Origin of the sequence: Streptomyces sp. NPDC001292 (genome assembly GCF_042896465.1) — a bacterium.
Classification (GTDB): domain Bacteria; phylum Actinomycetota; class Actinomycetes; order Streptomycetales; family Streptomycetaceae; genus Streptomyces.
This window is the reverse complement of the sequence record NZ_JBIAXG010000005.1, coordinates 16,045-30,367: the sequence shown is the minus strand read 5'-3', so window position 1 is coordinate 30,367 and position 14,323 is coordinate 16,045. Positions and strand designations below refer to the sequence as shown.

At 71.7% G+C, this 14,323-nt stretch carries 11 protein-coding genes and 2 pseudogenes; 8 read left to right on the top strand and 5 right to left on the bottom strand.

The window, feature by feature from the left end:
- Positions 1–61: 61 nt before the first annotated feature.
- Positions 62–1,357, bottom strand: a pseudogene (gene glyA, locus ACFY4A_RS08005) (serine hydroxymethyltransferase); the annotation flags it as partial.
- Between the two features lie 101 nt (positions 1,358–1,458).
- On the opposite strand from glyA, the gene ACFY4A_RS08000 reads away from it, so the two are divergent.
- A complete protein-coding gene (locus ACFY4A_RS08000; RefSeq protein WP_390828559.1) occupies positions 1,459–2,130 on the top strand; it encodes a GntR family transcriptional regulator in 672 nt (223 codons plus the stop codon).
- A 407-nt stretch (positions 2,131–2,537) separates the two neighbouring features.
- Here the strand turns inward: ACFY4A_RS08000 and ACFY4A_RS07995 are convergent, their stop codons facing one another.
- A complete protein-coding gene (locus ACFY4A_RS07995) occupies positions 2,538–2,747 on the bottom strand; it encodes a hypothetical protein (RefSeq protein WP_390828558.1) in 210 nt (69 codons plus the stop codon).
- A 63-nt stretch (positions 2,748–2,810) separates the two neighbouring features.
- On the opposite strand from ACFY4A_RS07995, the gene ACFY4A_RS07990 reads away from it, so the two are divergent.
- Both ACFY4A_RS07990 and ACFY4A_RS07985 read left to right on the top strand, forming a co-directional pair.
- Positions 2,811–4,040, top strand: coding sequence for an aminopeptidase P family protein (locus ACFY4A_RS07990; protein WP_390828557.1), 1,230 nt, complete (start codon positions 2,811–2,813; stop codon positions 4,038–4,040).
- A 92-nt stretch (positions 4,041–4,132) separates the two neighbouring features.
- Positions 4,133–4,363 carry an IclR family transcriptional regulator C-terminal domain-containing protein gene (locus ACFY4A_RS07985; protein WP_390828556.1) on the top strand — a complete coding sequence of 77 codons (231 nt, stop codon included), beginning with the start codon at positions 4,133–4,135 and terminating at the stop codon, positions 4,361–4,363.
- Between the two features lie 129 nt (positions 4,364–4,492).
- On the opposite strand, the gene ACFY4A_RS07980 is transcribed toward ACFY4A_RS07985, so the two are convergent.
- A complete protein-coding gene (locus ACFY4A_RS07980) occupies positions 4,493–5,368 on the bottom strand; it encodes a polysaccharide deacetylase (RefSeq protein WP_390828555.1) in 876 nt (291 codons plus the stop codon).
- A complete protein-coding gene (locus ACFY4A_RS07975) occupies positions 5,349–6,839 on the bottom strand; it encodes a purine-cytosine permease family protein (RefSeq protein ID WP_390828554.1) in 1,491 nt (496 codons plus the stop codon). Before ACFY4A_RS07975 ends, ACFY4A_RS07980 begins: the two co-directional genes overlap by 20 nt.
- Before the next feature lie 135 nt (positions 6,840–6,974).
- Here ACFY4A_RS07975 and ACFY4A_RS07970 point away from each other — a divergent pair, with 135 nt between their 5' ends.
- Together ACFY4A_RS07970 and ACFY4A_RS07965 are read left to right on the top strand one after the other, a co-directional pair.
- Complete coding sequence (locus ACFY4A_RS07970; RefSeq protein ID WP_390828553.1) at positions 6,975–8,486, top strand: PucR family transcriptional regulator; 1,512 nt, start codon at positions 6,975–6,977, stop codon at positions 8,484–8,486.
- 129 nt (positions 8,487–8,615) lie between these two features.
- Positions 8,616–9,716, top strand: a pseudogene (locus ACFY4A_RS07965) (MFS transporter); the annotation flags it as partial.
- A gap of 97 nt (positions 9,717–9,813) precedes the next feature.
- On the opposite strand, the gene ACFY4A_RS07960 reads toward ACFY4A_RS07965, so the two are convergent.
- Positions 9,814–9,990: a hypothetical protein gene (locus ACFY4A_RS07960; RefSeq protein ID WP_390828757.1), complete on the bottom strand. Its 177-nt coding sequence runs from the start codon at positions 9,988–9,990 to the stop codon at positions 9,814–9,816.
- Between the two features lie 441 nt (positions 9,991–10,431).
- On the opposite strand from ACFY4A_RS07960, the gene ACFY4A_RS07955 reads away from it, so the two are divergent.
- From ACFY4A_RS07955 to ACFY4A_RS07945, 3 genes are read left to right on the top strand one after another with little or no spacing between them, the layout of a single operon-like run.
- The gene (locus ACFY4A_RS07955) at positions 10,432–11,748 is read left to right on the top strand and encodes an esterase/lipase family protein (protein ID WP_390828552.1); all 1,317 of its coding nucleotides are present in this window, start codon (positions 10,432–10,434) and stop codon (positions 11,746–11,748) included.
- Between the two features lie 36 nt (positions 11,749–11,784).
- Positions 11,785–12,822 carry an alpha/beta fold hydrolase gene (locus ACFY4A_RS07950; protein ID WP_390828551.1) on the top strand — a complete coding sequence of 346 codons (1,038 nt, stop codon included), beginning with the start codon at positions 11,785–11,787 and terminating at the stop codon, positions 12,820–12,822.
- On the top strand, positions 12,819–14,291 hold the full coding sequence (locus tag ACFY4A_RS07945) for a carboxylesterase/lipase family protein (protein ID WP_390828549.1): 1,473 nt from the start codon (positions 12,819–12,821) through the stop codon (positions 14,289–14,291). Before ACFY4A_RS07950 ends, ACFY4A_RS07945 begins: the two co-directional genes overlap by 4 nt.
- Positions 14,292–14,323: the final 32 nt, after the last annotated feature.

Sequence of the window (14,323 nt, the reverse complement as noted above, 5' to 3'; positions counted from 1 at the left end):
CGGTCCGGTCAGCGGAGGCGGTCCGGCCGTCGGGGGTGGTCCGGCCGTCAGGGGCGGTCCGGCCGGCGTAGAGCGGGAACTTCTCGGCGAGCGCGGTGACCCGGCCGCGCAGCAGGCCGGCGCCCTCGTCGGTGAGGTCCTCCTCCTTCAGGGCGCGGGCGATGACGTCGGCGACCTCGCGGAACTCCTCCGCCCCGAAGCCCCGGGTGGCCAGGGCGGGGGTGCCGATGCGCAGGCCGGAGGAGACCATCGGCGGGCGGGGGTCGAAGGGCACGGCGTTGCGGTTGACGGTGATGCCGACGCGGTGGAGGCGGTCCTCGGCCTGCTGTCCGTCGAGCGCGGAGTCGCGCAGGTCGACCAGGACGAGGTGGACTTCCGTGCCGCCGGTGAGGACGGAGATCCCGGCCTCGGCGACGTCGTCGGCGAGCAGCCGGCCGGCGAGGATCCGGGCGCCCTCCAGGGTGCGCCGCTGGCGCTCCTTGAACTCCTCGCTCGCGGCGACCTTGAAGGCGACCGCCTTGGCCGCGACGACGTGCTCCAGGGGGCCGCCCTGCTGGCCGGGGAACACCGCTGAGTTGATCTTCTTGGCGAGTCCGGCCCGGCTGAGGATCACACCGCCTCGGGGACCCCCGAGGGTCTTGTGGGTGGTGGTCGTCACGACGTCCGCGTACGGCACGGGGCTGGGGTGCAGTCCGGCCGCGACCAGTCCCGCGAAGTGCGCCATGTCGACCATGAGGTACGCGCCGACCTCGTCGGCGATGCGCCGGAAGGCGGCGAAGTCCAGCCGTCGGGGATAGGCCGACCAACCGGCCACGATCAGCTTCGGCCGGTGCGCGCGGGCCAGTTCGGCCACCTCGCCCATGTCGACGCGCAGGTCGGACTCGCGGACGTGGTACGGCACGACGTTGTAGAGCTTGCCGGAGAAATTGATGCGCATGCCGTGGGTGAGGTGGCCGCCGTGCGCGAGGTCGAGTCCGAGGATCGTGTCCCCTGGGTCGAGCAGGGCGGACATCGCGGCGGCGTTGGCCTGGGCGCCCGAGTGCGGCTGGACGTTGGCCGCCTCCGCGCCGAAGAGTGCCTTGACCCGGTCGATCGCCAGCTGCTCGACGACGTCGACGTGCTCGCAGCCGCCGTAGTAGCGGCGGCCGGGGTAGCCCTCGGCGTACTTGTTCGTCAAAACCGAGCCCTGGGCCTCCATCACGGCCGCCGGCGCGAAGTTCTCCGACGCGATCATCTCGAGTGTCGACTGCTGGCGCCTCAGCTCCTCGGAGACGGCGACGGCGATCTCGGGGTCCAGCGCGGCCAGGGGGAGGGAGAGAAGGCCGCTGTCCTGCGTCGTCGACGGACTCGCTGCCATAGTGAGCACCACCTTAATATGCGACTGCTCCCAAACTGATATATCAGTTGTCTGCGGTAACGTAGGACAAGGCGACGGAACGGGTCAAGGGGGGTAGCGCGATGGATCAGGCAGAGACCTCGCCGGCGACCGCCGAGGAGACGCTCACCCTCGCCGAGCGCGCGTACCGCGACATCCGCGACCGGCTGATCATGCTCGAGATCCCGCCCGGCGCCCCGGTGAACGAGGACCTGCTCGCCCAGAGCGTCGGCTTCGGGCGCACTCCGGTGCGCGAAGCCCTCAAGCGGCTCCAGCACGAGCGACTGATCGTGGCCTACCCGCGGCGCGGAACCTTCGCCACCGAGGTCAACATCACCGACCTCGCCCACATCTCCGAGGTGCGGCGGCAGTTGGAGCCGATGGCGGCGGCGTGCGCGGCCGAGCGCGCCGCGGCCGTCGACCGCGATGCGCTGGCCGCGCTGCTGCGGCGGCTGGAGGGCGAGGACACCCCCGGGCAGGGCGCGGACGCCCTGATGCGCCTCGACCTGCGGGTGCACCGCGCCATCTACGCCGCGACCCACAACCCGTACCTCGAGGACACCCTCGTCCGCTACGACAACCTGGCCACCCGGATCTGGTGCCTGTTCGTGAACCGGCTGCCCGGCATGGCGGGGCACGTCGTCGAGCACGGACCGCTGCTGCGGGCCATCGTCGACGGCGACCCCGACAAGGCCTCGGAGCTCGCACGAAGCCATGTCGTGGGCTTCGAGCGGGCGATCCGCGCAGCGATCTGAGCGCGACAATCCCCTCAGCCGCCGGCCTCAGGTCGGCGGCTTGTTGCTTTTGACGCAACAGAGATGCGCGCCTGGAAAGACCATACGTGATTCTCTTGCGCAATCCCAGGGCTCCACCTACCTTGTGCAACAACGTTGCTGGATATGCAACTCCATGTTGGGGAGTCCGTTCCATGAACGACCAGCCAAGCGCCCCGGTGCGGCCCCAGCCGCCCGATCCACCCCCGCCGCTCGCCCCCTCCGCCGACGACATGACCGGCTCGCCCGCCGACAGCACCGCGGTACGCCGCCGCGTGGTGGCGGCCGGCTTCATCGGCAACTTCGCCGAGTGGTTCGACTACGCCGCCTACGGCTGTCTGGCGAACGCTGCCGGGCTTCCTCGCCGAGCAGTTCCCGACCCCGGTCCGCTACAGCGGCTTCGCCATCAGCTTCAACCTGGCGAACGCCCTCTTCGGCGGCACCGCGGCGTTCGTCGCCACGCTGCTCATCTCCTGGACCGGCAGCAGCCTCTCCCCCGCCTGGTACCTCGTCGCCGCGGCGCTGGTCTCGCTCTGGGCCGTCCTGGCCTCGAAGGAGACCTCACGCGAGCCGCTTCGTGAGCACCGAGGGCCACCCACCCACCGACCGCTCTTCTTCCCAGTCGAAGCAGAGAAGCCGAACACCGATGAAAGGGAGTACCCGTGTCCGCTGCCGGCCTCGAGCGCCTGAAGCTGATCCGCAACGGTGAGAAGGAGCGACTGACCTTCTCCGACGCCGAGATGGAGCGCCGGCTGTCGCTGCTCCGCAAGGCGATGGCCGAAACGGGCGTCGACATCGCCCTGTTCACCTCGTACCACAACATCAAGTACTACTCCGACTTCCTCTACACCTCCTTCGGCCGCCCCTACGCGCTGATCGTCACCACGGACGACCAGATCACCGTCTCCGCCAACATCGACGCCGGCATGCCGTGGCGGCGCACCTTCGGCGACAACGCCGTCTACACGGACTGGCACCGCGACAACTACATCCACGTCGTCAAGGAGACGCTGAGGGGGCGGGCCGTCACGCCGCGCCGGATCGGCGTCGAGCACGACAGCCTGCCGCTAGACACCCTGCGGAAGTTCGAAGCCGCCTTCCCCGGTGCGGAGTTCGCCGACATCGCGCAGGCCGCCATGCGGCAGCGGATGGTCAAGTCGGACGAGGAGATCGCCCTGATCAAGGAGGGCGCGCGGGTCGGCGACCTGGGCGGCGAGGCCATCCGCGCGGCCATCCACGAGGGCGTCTCGGAGTACGAGGTCGCGCTGGCGGGCACCGATGCCATGGTCCGCGAGATCGCCCGTGCTTACCCGCACACCGAGATCCGCGACACCTGGGTGTGGTTCCAGTCGGGCATCAACACCGACGGCGCCCACAACTGGCCCACCACCCGCAAGGTGGGCCGCGGCGACATCCTCAGCCTCAACTGCTTCCCGATGATCTCCGGTTACTACACCGCGCTGGAGCGGACCCTCTTCTACGGCGAGCCCGACGCCCGGTCGCTGGAACTGTGGGAGATCAACGTCGAGGTGCACCGGCGCGGTCTGGAACTGATCAAGCCGGGGATCAGCTGCGCGGAGATAGCCCACACGCTCAACGAGATCTACATCGGCCACGGCCTGCTGCCCAACCGCACCTTCGGCTACGGCCACTCGTTCGGCGTGCTGTCCCACTACTACGGCCGTGAGGCGGGGCTCGAACTGCGCGAGGACATCGACACCGTGCTCGAACCGAACATGGTGGTGTCCATGGAGCCGATGATCATGGTGCCCGAGGGCGAGCCGGGCGCCGGTGGTTATCGTGAGCACGACATCCTGGTCGTGACCGAGAACGGCGCCGAGAACATCACCAAGTTCCCCTTCGGCCCGGAGCACAACATCCTGGGCGTCTGACCGGGAACCCGACGGCACACGGTGCCGCACCGGCCGCACGGGCCGGTGCGGCACCGCGCCGTCCCCACCCGTGCGGCACCGAGGGAGCGCCCATGGCGGACAAGCGGACGGACCCGAACTCGTCGCAGGAGGTCGGCACGGCCGCACCGGTCTTCGACCACCGCGGCGAGGTGGCCGCCGCCGTCCTGGCCTCGGCACCCCGCTTCCGCGTCTTCCCCGACCGACTGCCGGTTCTCGGCGAGGCGGTGCGCGCCGCCGCCGACCAGGTGACCCGACGACTCGGCGACCACGGTCCGAACCGACCACGTTCGGCGCCTTTCTGAGAGCTCGTCGGAACAGGTCTCGCTCTCAGGCGCCCGGCCGCCGGGGACCGCACGCGCCGAGCTCCCGGCGGTCCGCCCGGGCGGTTCCGCGGGAGCTCGGCGCATGCGTCGGGCGCTGCCCGTCCGGTGCTACCCGTGGCTCGTGGCGAGCGAGCCGGGCGCCTCGATCCGTTCGATGCGCCGGATCTCCTCGACGGCCCCGGCCGTGTGGGCCGCGATCTCCCCCAGCGTGGTGATCCACATGCCGTCCAGGGCGCGCACGTCCTCGATCAGCCGCTCCAGCGCCGCCGCCCGGGAGGGGCGACCGGAGATGAAGGGGTGGTTGGTCAGGACGAAGCAGCCGCTCTCGGCGTGGTGCGCCTGCGCCTCCAGCAGCCACATCTCGTGCACCTTGCGCGGGCTCTCGATCACCCCGCTGCCCGTCCAGCCGGGGTAGAAGGCGTACTGCTCCCAGTCGTCCAGGCCCCAGTCGACGGGGATCTCGACCAGGCTGCCCGCCGACTCGGTGCCGTGCAGCCGGTACGGGGTGTCGCCGTCGAGCAGACTGGAGTCGTACTGGAAGCCGCGCTCGATGAGCAGGTCGGGGGTGTGCCAGTTCATCTCCCACCACGGGGCCCGGTAGCCGGCCGGGCGGACGCCGAGCCGGTCCAGCGCCTCCAGGCCGCGGTCGAGGTACTCGGCCTCCCGCGCCGCGTCGATGCCCCGCATCGGCTCGTGGAGGTAGCCGTGGTGCGCCACCTCGTGACCCTCGTCGACGATGCTGCGCACCATGGCGGGATAGGTGTCGGCGGTGAACCCCGGGACGAAGAACGTGGCCTTCACGTCCTGCCGCCGCAGCAGCCGCAGCAGCCTGGGCACGCCGACCCGCGGGCCGTAGGCCTGGTGGGTCATCAGCGACATCCGCGACGAGGCCGAGGGGTCGTGCGCGAGGACGCACGACTCGGCGTCGACGTCGAAGGTGAACACGGCGGCGGCGCGGCGGCCGTCAGGCCAGGGGAAGTTCATCGTCGGTCCTTTCCGGGGCGGAGGGGAGGGTGGCGACCCGGGCCGGGCGTGCCGCACGCGGTCCGAGCACCGCGTAGACCGTCGCGCTGGTGACCCCGCCGGCCAGCCACGACAGGTCCACGCCGCCGAGGGCGACGGCGACGGGCCCCTGGAAGACCGGGATCACCCCGTACATGAACAGCCAGGTGGCGAGGACGCCGACGAAGAACGCGGTGTAACCGGCCCAGTTGACGTCGGGCAGCCGCCTGGTGCCCACGGGGTCGAAGAGCCGGTCGACCTGGATCGAGCCGCGCTCGACCCGGTAGTAGTGGACGAGCATGATGCCGCCCCAGGTGGACACCCAGGCCACGAGGCCGACCAGCCAGGTGTCGAGGACGGAGGCGAAGTCCGACTGGTAGATGAAGAAGACCACGGCGGCCATGGACAGCACGCCGACCACGCTGCTCAGCGTGCGCCGCGGCACCCGGATGTCCAGGGCCTGGGTGGCGACGGTGAAGGTGTAGATGTTCAGGATGTTGGTCGCCACGGGGCCGTGCAGGACGAGCAGCAGCACGGGGATGGCGAGCGCCCCGAAGTTGTCCACGATGAGGCGGCCCGGGTCGACGGAGCCGTTCTTGGTGGCGAGGGTGGCGCCGAGCACCCCCAGCCACACCACGGGGATGAACTGGCCCAGGGCGCTGGCCAGATAGAGCCTTCTCCGGGGCATGCCGGTGCTGACGAAGCGCGAGTAGTCCGCCGCGTAGGTGAACCAGGTGATGCCCCAGCCGATGCCGATCGCGGTCATCACTCCGGTCATGGCGGCCAGGCGCGCACCGCCGGTGAGCACGTGTCCGGGCGGACCCGCGTACGACCAGTCGATGTGCAGGAAGAACCAGGCCACCACCGACATGGCCACCAGGACCGCGATGGTGGGCGGTACCGTCCAGCGTTCGAAGGCGGAGATCGCGCGGTAGCCGATCCACGAGATGCACACCTGGACCGCCATGATCACGGCCGCGACGGCGATCTTCCAGGCGTGGTTGGCGCCGTGCGGATCGACCAGGCCGATCTTGCCCAGCAGGGCCATGACCAGGTCCAGGATGATCCAGGTGTTGACCGAACACCAGCCGACCGCCAGGAGTGCCTGGATGGCGGCGGGCAGATAGTTGCCGCGGCGTCCGAAGGCGGCGCGGCCCAGGACCATGCCGGTCACGCCGGTGCGCTGGCCCACGAGGACGAAGACGCCGAAGAAGGCCATGCCGATGAGATTGCCGACGACCAGCACGGTGAGCGTGTCGGACAGGCCCAGACCGAGCTGGATGCCGAGCGCGCCCAGGACCCAGTTGATCGGGGCGATGTTGGCGCCGCACCAGATCCAGAACTGGCCGGACACGCTGTTGGTCCGGGCCGACTCCGGGACGGGCTGCAACGCGGCCTCGACCTCGGGGACGGTGGACGGTGGCGGGGACGAGGGTGCGGGAGAAGCTGACATGGGTTGACCCCCAGGTTGAGGCGGCCTGTTCGCACGCTGGGGCGGGCCGCTTGCCCCGCAATCCTGGTGGTCCCGGTCACACGGAACAAGAAACGATCTGTCATACAGTTGTCCCGCCGTGCTAAACAAATCGTCATGCTGATGTCGCTGTCGCGGGTCCTCGCCCACCCGAGCCTCGCCCCGGCGAAGCCGCGGGTCCTGGCCGGATCACGGGGTCTGGAGCGGACCGTGCGCTGGCTCCACTCCAGCGAGGTCCTCGAGGTGGCGCCGCTGCTGCGCGGCGGTGAGCTGCTGCTGACCGGCGGCACCATGCTGGCCCGCGCGAGCGGGGACGAGCAGCGCGCGTACGTCCGGAGCCTGGCCGTTCGGGGAGTCACGGGCGTCGCGATCGAGACCGGCGGCGAGCTGCGGGAGGTTCCGGCGGCTCTCGTCGAGGAGGCGGCCGCGCGACACTTCCCGGTCGTCGAGCTGCGGCGGGTGGTCCCGTTCGTGGAGGTCGCCGAGGTGATCAACGGCGCCCTGATCAACGACTCCGTGGCACGGCTGCGCTCGGTGGACGCGCTCTCCCAGGAGCAGTCCGAGCTGCTCGCCGAGGGCGGTGGCGTCCAGGAGGTGCTGGACGCGCTCGTGCGGCACACGTCGACGGCGGCCGCCGTCTTCGACACGAACGACCGGCTCATCACCGTCAGCAGCCCGGAGCAGGACCCGGATGGCGGGCCCGTGCGGGAGCCGACCCCGTTCGACGGTATGGGGACGCGTCTGACGATCCGCGGGGTCCCCGCGGCCACCCTCGTGCTCTACCCGGACGCCGACGCGGACGTCGAGACGCTGGAACTGGCGCAGGACCGGACGGTGGAGGCCCTGAAGCTGGCACTGCTGCGGTTCCGGCCGCCGGGTCCGCGGGAGTTCGCCGCGAGCGAACTCGTCCGGCTGGCCGCGGCGGACGGCGCCCATCCCCAGCGGATCCGCCGGCTGGGCGTGTCGATCGGTTTCAGCGCCGACGCGCCGGTCATCGGGGTGGCCGCCCGCGCCACCGGGCCGTCGGCCGAACTGCGCCGCCTGGACGACCTGCTGTCCCGCTACGGCCGGACCGCGGTGGACGTGCCGTCCCCGCTCGCCGTGCACACCCTCCTGTCACTGCGGGACCGCGACGGCGCCGCCGGCCTGCGGGCCCGGCTCGTCGCCGATCTCACCGAGTGGCGCTCGTCGGACCGGACGGCGATCGCGGTCGGTCCGCTGATGCCGGCCCTGGAGGACGCGGCCGTCTCGCTGGGCGCGGCGCTGGAGTGCCTGCGCCGTCCCACGCGCGCGTTCCGGGCCGGGGTGGTCGACGCCACCGAGCTGAGTGCGGAGCGGCTGCTGCTCGACGACGAGCTGCGCATTCCGGCGGAGCGGCTCGTACGGGAACAGCTCGGGCTTCTGCTCACCCTGCGGCACGAGGAACGCGACCTGCTGCTCAGCACCCTGGAGACGTATTTCGAGACCGGCTTCAACAAGACCCGCACGGCGGCGGCACTGCATCTGCAACGCCAGTCCCTCTACGCGCGGTTGCAGCGCGCCTTCGATCTCCTGGGCGGCGACCCGACCGGCACGCCCCGGGCGCTGGCCCTGCACCTGGCGCTGCGCGTCCACCGCCAGCTGATCTGACCGCGGTCCCCGGCCGGGGCCGGAAGGGGTGGCGGTCAGTCCTTGTAGTCGGGGCAGGTCCGGTCGAGCAGGCGCAGCAGCGCCGCCGCCGCGGCCATCGTGTTCAACGACGTGTTCTTCCCCGCGGACATGCCCTCGCTGCTCAAGACCCTGTCCGCCTTCGGCACGTTCGCCGTCGGCTTCCTGCTGCGACCGCTCGGCGGCGTGGTGTTCGGGCACATAGGCGACCGGGTGGGACGCAAGAAGACCCTCGTCATCACCCTGCTGATGATGGGCATCGCGTCCTTCGCCATCGGCCTGCTGCCGACCTACGCCCAGGTCGGCGCCCTGGCTCCGGTCCTGCTCATCGTCCTGCGCCTGGTCCAGGGCGTCGCGATCGGCGGCGAGTGGGGCGGCGCGGTGCTGATCGCGGTGGAGAACGCCCCGAAGGGCAGGAGGACCTTCTTCGGCTCGTTCGCCCAGCTCGGTTCGTCCGTAGGCGCCCTGCTGTCCACCGGCGCCTTCAGCCTGATGAACCTCTTCGGCCACGACGCGTTCCTCAGCTGGGGGTGGCGCGTGCCGTTCCTCGCCTCCGCCGTCCTCGTCGTCATCGGACTCGTCATCCGCATCAAACTCGAGGACTCCCCGGTGATGTCCGAGGTGCGCGAGGAGCGCGAGGAGCGCGAGGAGCACGGGACCGCGGCCAAGCTGCCGGTGGCGGAGGTGCTCCAGAAGGCCTGGCGCACCGTGCTGGTCGGCGTCTTCGCCCTGGCCACGGCCACCGGCGGCTACTACGTGGTGACCAGCTACCTGCTGTCCTACGGCACCGGACACCTGCACCTGTCCGAGTCGATGCTGCTCAACGGCCTGACACTGGCGGCCTTCCTGGAACTGCTCGTGACCCCGGGGCCGTCCTGGCTCGGCGACCGCGTCGGCGCGCACAAGGTCGTCATCGCGGGACTGGCCGGAGTCGTCGTCCTGGCCGCGCCGCAGTTCATGGTGATGGGCACGGGCAGCGTCGTACTGATCTACCTGATGATGCTCGCGATGCGCTTCGTGATGTCGGCCCTGTACGGACCGATCGCCGCGATCCTCGCCGAAGGCTTCGAACCGCACGTCCGCTACACCGGGATCTCCCTGTCGTACCAGGTCTGCAACCTGATCTTCGGCGGCTTCGCACCGGTGGCCTGTGTGTCCCTGGCCGCGCTGGCGGGCGGCCACTACTGGCCCCCGGCCGTGCTGCTGATGGTCATCTCGGCGGTCGGCATCTGGTGCACGGCGCGTCTGCACACCGCCCGAGTGCGGCGGGAGGCCGCACAGCCGGCCACCGCGGAGGCGGATCCTCTTCTCAGAGCCCGCCCTCCCCGCCGCGCCGGTTCAGCCGTCGGATCGCCGCTCGCGCCGCGGGCCCACGAGCCGTTCGGGGTCGCCGGAGCAGGGCGAGCAGGGCCGTGTCGTCGAGCAGGTTCCGGGCGCGGATCTCCTCAACCACACTTGTTCCGTTGCGCAGCGCCGCCTGGGCCACCTCGGTCGCCCGGTGAAACCCCAGGTGCGGCACCAGCGCGGTCACCAGCCCGATCGGGCGCTCGACCCCCGCCCGCAGCCGGTCCCGGTCGGCGGTGATGCCGTGCGCGCACCTGGTCGCCAACAGGCGGCAGGCAGCGGGGCCGTGGTGCCGGCCCGCCTACGGGTACCGGGTAGGTGCCCAGCGGCGGGCGGCACAGGCCGCCTGAGCCCGCAGCGCCCCGGGAGGCCGCGGTTCCCGGCCGGTGGCCCGACCCGGCCGGGAACCGCGCATCGTCCAGCCCGCATCCCACCTCGTCCGCCTGGCACTCCCCTGTCGGCTGGACGAGGTGGGATGCGGGCTGCTGCCCTATACAGACCGCCTTCCTTGTGGGTTCCGCACACATGCCCTCCCCTGCGCCCCTTGCCTAATGTGGGCCGCCGCAGTGGGACGGAGTTGTGGATGCGCGCAGGAGAGGGCGGGGATGTGCGGGACGGACGAAGCCGTGCGGGCCGGTGGCGGATACTCCTCGCCCTGCTGATGGCGGTGGTGGCCGGACCGGTGGCCGGCGCCGGCACCGCGTCCGCCGCCGAACCGCCGCCGTCCCACCTCACCCTCGAGGCGAGCTACGGGGCCGGCACCGTCACCAACGGCTGGGAGCGCGTGGAGCGCTACCTCGACACCACCTCCGGATTCCGCACCGAGGGCTACCCGCCCGACGGCCGCGGCGACCAGGACGGAAAGCGCGTCACGTACTTCGGCGGCGTCTCCCGCCCCTACTCCGGCCGCTTCCTGCTCTACTCGGCCCCCGGCTGGGACACCGGCAGCCGCACCACACCGGTCCTGCTCGTGCACGGCGCCAACGACACCGCGGACCGGGCCTGGGCCAACCCGGGCGAGGCGGGCGGCTACGGCTGCGGCGCCCTGTCCTGCCCGTCCACCGGGCTGATGCAGTACCTGTCCGGGCGGGGCCACCGCGTCTTCGCCGTCGGCTTCGCGCACAAGCAGGGCGACAACCTGATGCAGGCGCAGGTCGTCGGCGACGCCATCGCCGTCATCAAGGCGAAGCTCGGCGTCGCCAAGGTCGACCTCGTCGGCTGGAGCAAGGGCGAGATGTCCACCCGCGCGTACGTGTCGTCGCTGAAGCCGAGCTGGGGGCGGGCGTACGCCGGTGACGTGCGCAGGCTGATCACCGTCGGCGGTCCGAACGGCGGCTACGACTACCCGTACGCGCACGGCTGGGCGCACGACTTCTCCATCTGGCCCGAGTGCGGCGGCAAGGTCAACGCACCCTCGCCGCACTCGTGGATGACCTGCTACGGCCTGTACACCGCGCACCCCGAGTTCTCGATGACGCCGTCCGGCGGCTACGACAACTACCCCGGCCAGCGGCAGATGCTGGCCCGCTGGGACGGGAGGTACGGAGTCGACGGCGCCGCGCAGGACTGGTACACGACGTACTACGGCGGCCAGGGCTTCTACACCGCGGGCAGCGGCATCCAGGCCGCCATCGACGCCGGCTCGCTGATCAGGCCGCTGCACGACGGCGGCGTACCCGCCTCCGTCACCACCTACCTGCTGGCCGGCGGATCCCCCGACGTCGTCGGCATCTTCAACGAGAACCGCGGGCCGAGCGACGGTGTCGTCTTCATCGCCAGCGCGCTCGACACCACCGGCGTCCCCACGGTCGGCGGCACCGCCACCATCGCCGACGCCAACCACCTGGAGCTGGGCTGGAACAGCTCGGCCGCCGCCCAGATCGCCGGCTGGCTCTCGTAACGGACCGACCGACACCGTGACAAGGCAGGACCGCCCATGACCACGAGCAGCATCCGCACCCGCCGGGTACCCACCGACCGTCTCACCGTCCAGATCACCGAACTCCGGGACGAGGGCGAACCGGTCGTCTTCGTCCACGGCAACGTCTCCTCGTCCGCCTTCTGGCACACCACCCTGCCCCTGCTGCCGGACCGCTACCGCCCCATCGCGGTGGACCTGCGCGGCTTCGGCGGCACCGACCCGCTGCCCATCGACGCCACCCGCGGCCTGCGCGACCACGCCGACGACCTCGCCGCGCTGCTGGCGGCCCTCGGGATCGACCGGGCGCACCTGGTGGGCTGGTCCATGGGCGGGGGTGTGATCATGCAGTACCTGAGCGACCGGCCGGCCGCGGTGCGCTCCCTGACCCTGGTCAACCCGGTCTCCCCGTACGGCTTCGGCGGCACGCACGGGGTGGACGGGACCCTCAACTCCGAGGACGGGGCGGGCTCGGGCGGCGGCACGGCCAACCCGGAGTTCGTCGCGCGGCTCGCCAAGGGCGACCGCGGCGAGGACTCCCCGGTCGCACCCCGCTCCGTCCTGGCGAACTGCTACGTCAAGCCGCCGTGGCGCCCCGAGGGCGCGCACGAGGACGCGTACGTCGAGTCCATGCTCACCACGCGGACCGGCGACGACCACTACCCGGGCGACAGCGTGGCGTCGACCGCCTGGCCGGGCGTCGCCCCCGGAACTCGGGGGGTCCTCAACTGCCTTTCCCCGCTGTACTTCCGCCTCGACGAACTGCACCTGATCGCCCCCAAGCCGCCGGTGCTGTGGATCCGCGGCGAGGACGACGTGATCGTCTCGGACACCTCGATGTTCGACCTGGCGCACCTGGGCGCGATCGGCGCGGTGCCCGGCTGGGACGGGACCCCCGCGCAGCCGATGGTGGCGCAGACCCGCCACGTCCTGGACCGCTACGCGGAGCGGGGCGGCACGGTCCGGGAGGTCGCCGTCCCCTGCGCCGGGCACGCGGTGCACCTGGAACGCCCCGAGGAGTTCGGCGCGGCCCTGCTGGGGATCCTGACGGCATGACACCACGCACCACGGTATGCACCACCGAACAGGGCGCCGTCCGCGGCACTCTTTCCGATTCCGCGGACGGCGGCGTGGCGTCCTTCCTGGGCATCCCGTACGCCGCCCCGCCCTTCGGGCCCCGCCGCTTCCTCGCACCGTGCCCGCCCGAGCCCTGGCAGGGCGTGCGTGACGCCACGGCCTACGGCCCGACCGCGCCGCACGCGCCCTACGCGCCACCCTTCGACGCCCTCATCCCGGAGGACGTCATCCCCGGCGACGACTGCCTGAACCTCAACATCTGGACGCCCGCCCCGGGGCCGGGGGCCCGTCTGCCGGTGATGGTGTGGCTGCACGGCGGGGCGTTCTCCAACGGCTCGGGCTCGGTCTCGGCGTACGAGGGCAGCGCCTTCGCCCGCGACGGGGTCGTCTGCGTCACCCTCAACTACCGCCTGGGCTCGGACGGTTTCCTCCACCTTCCCGGTGTGCCGGACAACCGCGGGCTGCTGGACCAGGTGGCCGCCCTGCGCTGGATCCGCGCCAACATCTCCTCCTTCGGAGGGGACCCCGACCAGGTGACGGTCTTCGGCGAGTCGGCGGGCGCGATGAGCATCGGCGTCCTGCTGGCCACCGGACAGGCACGCGGACTGTTCCGCCGGGCGATCCTGCAGAGCGGCGCCTGCCACCACTTCCTGCGCCCGTCCTCGGCGGCGCTGATCACGGACCGCCTGGCCACGAAGCTCGGCGTCGAGGCGGCCCCGGAGGCCTTCGCCGCGGTCCCCCTGGCCGACCTCCTCCCGGCGCAGGCCGAACTCCGCGCGGAGGTGAGCGCCCGCCCGGACCCGGCCCTGTGGGGCGAGGCGGTGCTCAACTTGATGCCCTTCGAACCTGTGACGGCCGGCCTGTCCCTGCCCGGCCCCGACTGCGGCGTCGACCTCCTGATCGGCAGCAACCGCGAGGAGTACCGCCTGTTCCTGGTCCCCACGGGACTCCTGGACGCGGTCTCCGAGTCCGGGCTCCGCGCCGCGACGACGGCGTACGGCCTGGACCCGGACCAGGCCCTCCCCACGTACCGGGCGACCCACCCCGCCGCCACCCCGGGGGAACTCCTCTCCGCGGTGGCGACGGACTGGTTCTACCGCATCCCCGCCATCCGCCTGGCCGAGTCCGTCCCCGGCTCCCACCTGTACGAATTCGCCTGGCGCTCCCCCCGATTCGCCGGTCACCTGGGCGCCTGCCACGCCCTGGAACTCCCCTTCGTCTTCAACCGCCTCCACGACCCGTCCTACGCCCCGATGCTGGGCACCCGGCCGCCCCGGGCCCTCGCGGACGCGATGCACGCGGCGTGGGTCTCCTTCGCGAAGACCGGCGACCCCGGCTGGCCCGCGTACGGCACGACCACCCGCACGACGATGGTCTTCACCGAAGACCCCGCGCCGGAGGACGACCCGCACGGTCAGGAGCGCCTGCTCTGGGACGGCGTGCGCTGAACGCCGCGTTGTCCTCGGCACGTTGGTCACCG

Coding starts and splice junctions, on each gene's coding strand:
- ACFY4A_RS08000 (WP_390828559.1), top strand. CDS start 1,459: ATGGATCAGGCAGAGACCTCGCCGGCGACCGCCGAGGAGACGCTCACC.
- ACFY4A_RS07985 (WP_390828556.1), top strand. CDS start 4,133: ATGGCGGACAAGCGGACGGACCCGAACTCGTCGCAGGAGGTCGGCACG.
- ACFY4A_RS07980 (WP_390828555.1), bottom strand. CDS start 5,368: ATGAACTTCCCCTGGCCTGACGGCCGCCGCGCCGCCGCCGTGTTCACC.
- ACFY4A_RS07975 (WP_390828554.1), bottom strand. CDS start 6,839: ATGTCAGCTTCTCCCGCACCCTCGTCCCCGCCACCGTCCACCGTCCCC.
- ACFY4A_RS07970 (WP_390828553.1), top strand. CDS start 6,975: ATGCTGATGTCGCTGTCGCGGGTCCTCGCCCACCCGAGCCTCGCCCCG.
- ACFY4A_RS07955 (WP_390828552.1), top strand. CDS start 10,432: ATGCGCGCAGGAGAGGGCGGGGATGTGCGGGACGGACGAAGCCGTGCG.
- ACFY4A_RS07950 (WP_390828551.1), top strand. CDS start 11,785: ATGACCACGAGCAGCATCCGCACCCGCCGGGTACCCACCGACCGTCTC.
- ACFY4A_RS07945 (WP_390828549.1), top strand. CDS start 12,819: ATGACACCACGCACCACGGTATGCACCACCGAACAGGGCGCCGTCCGC.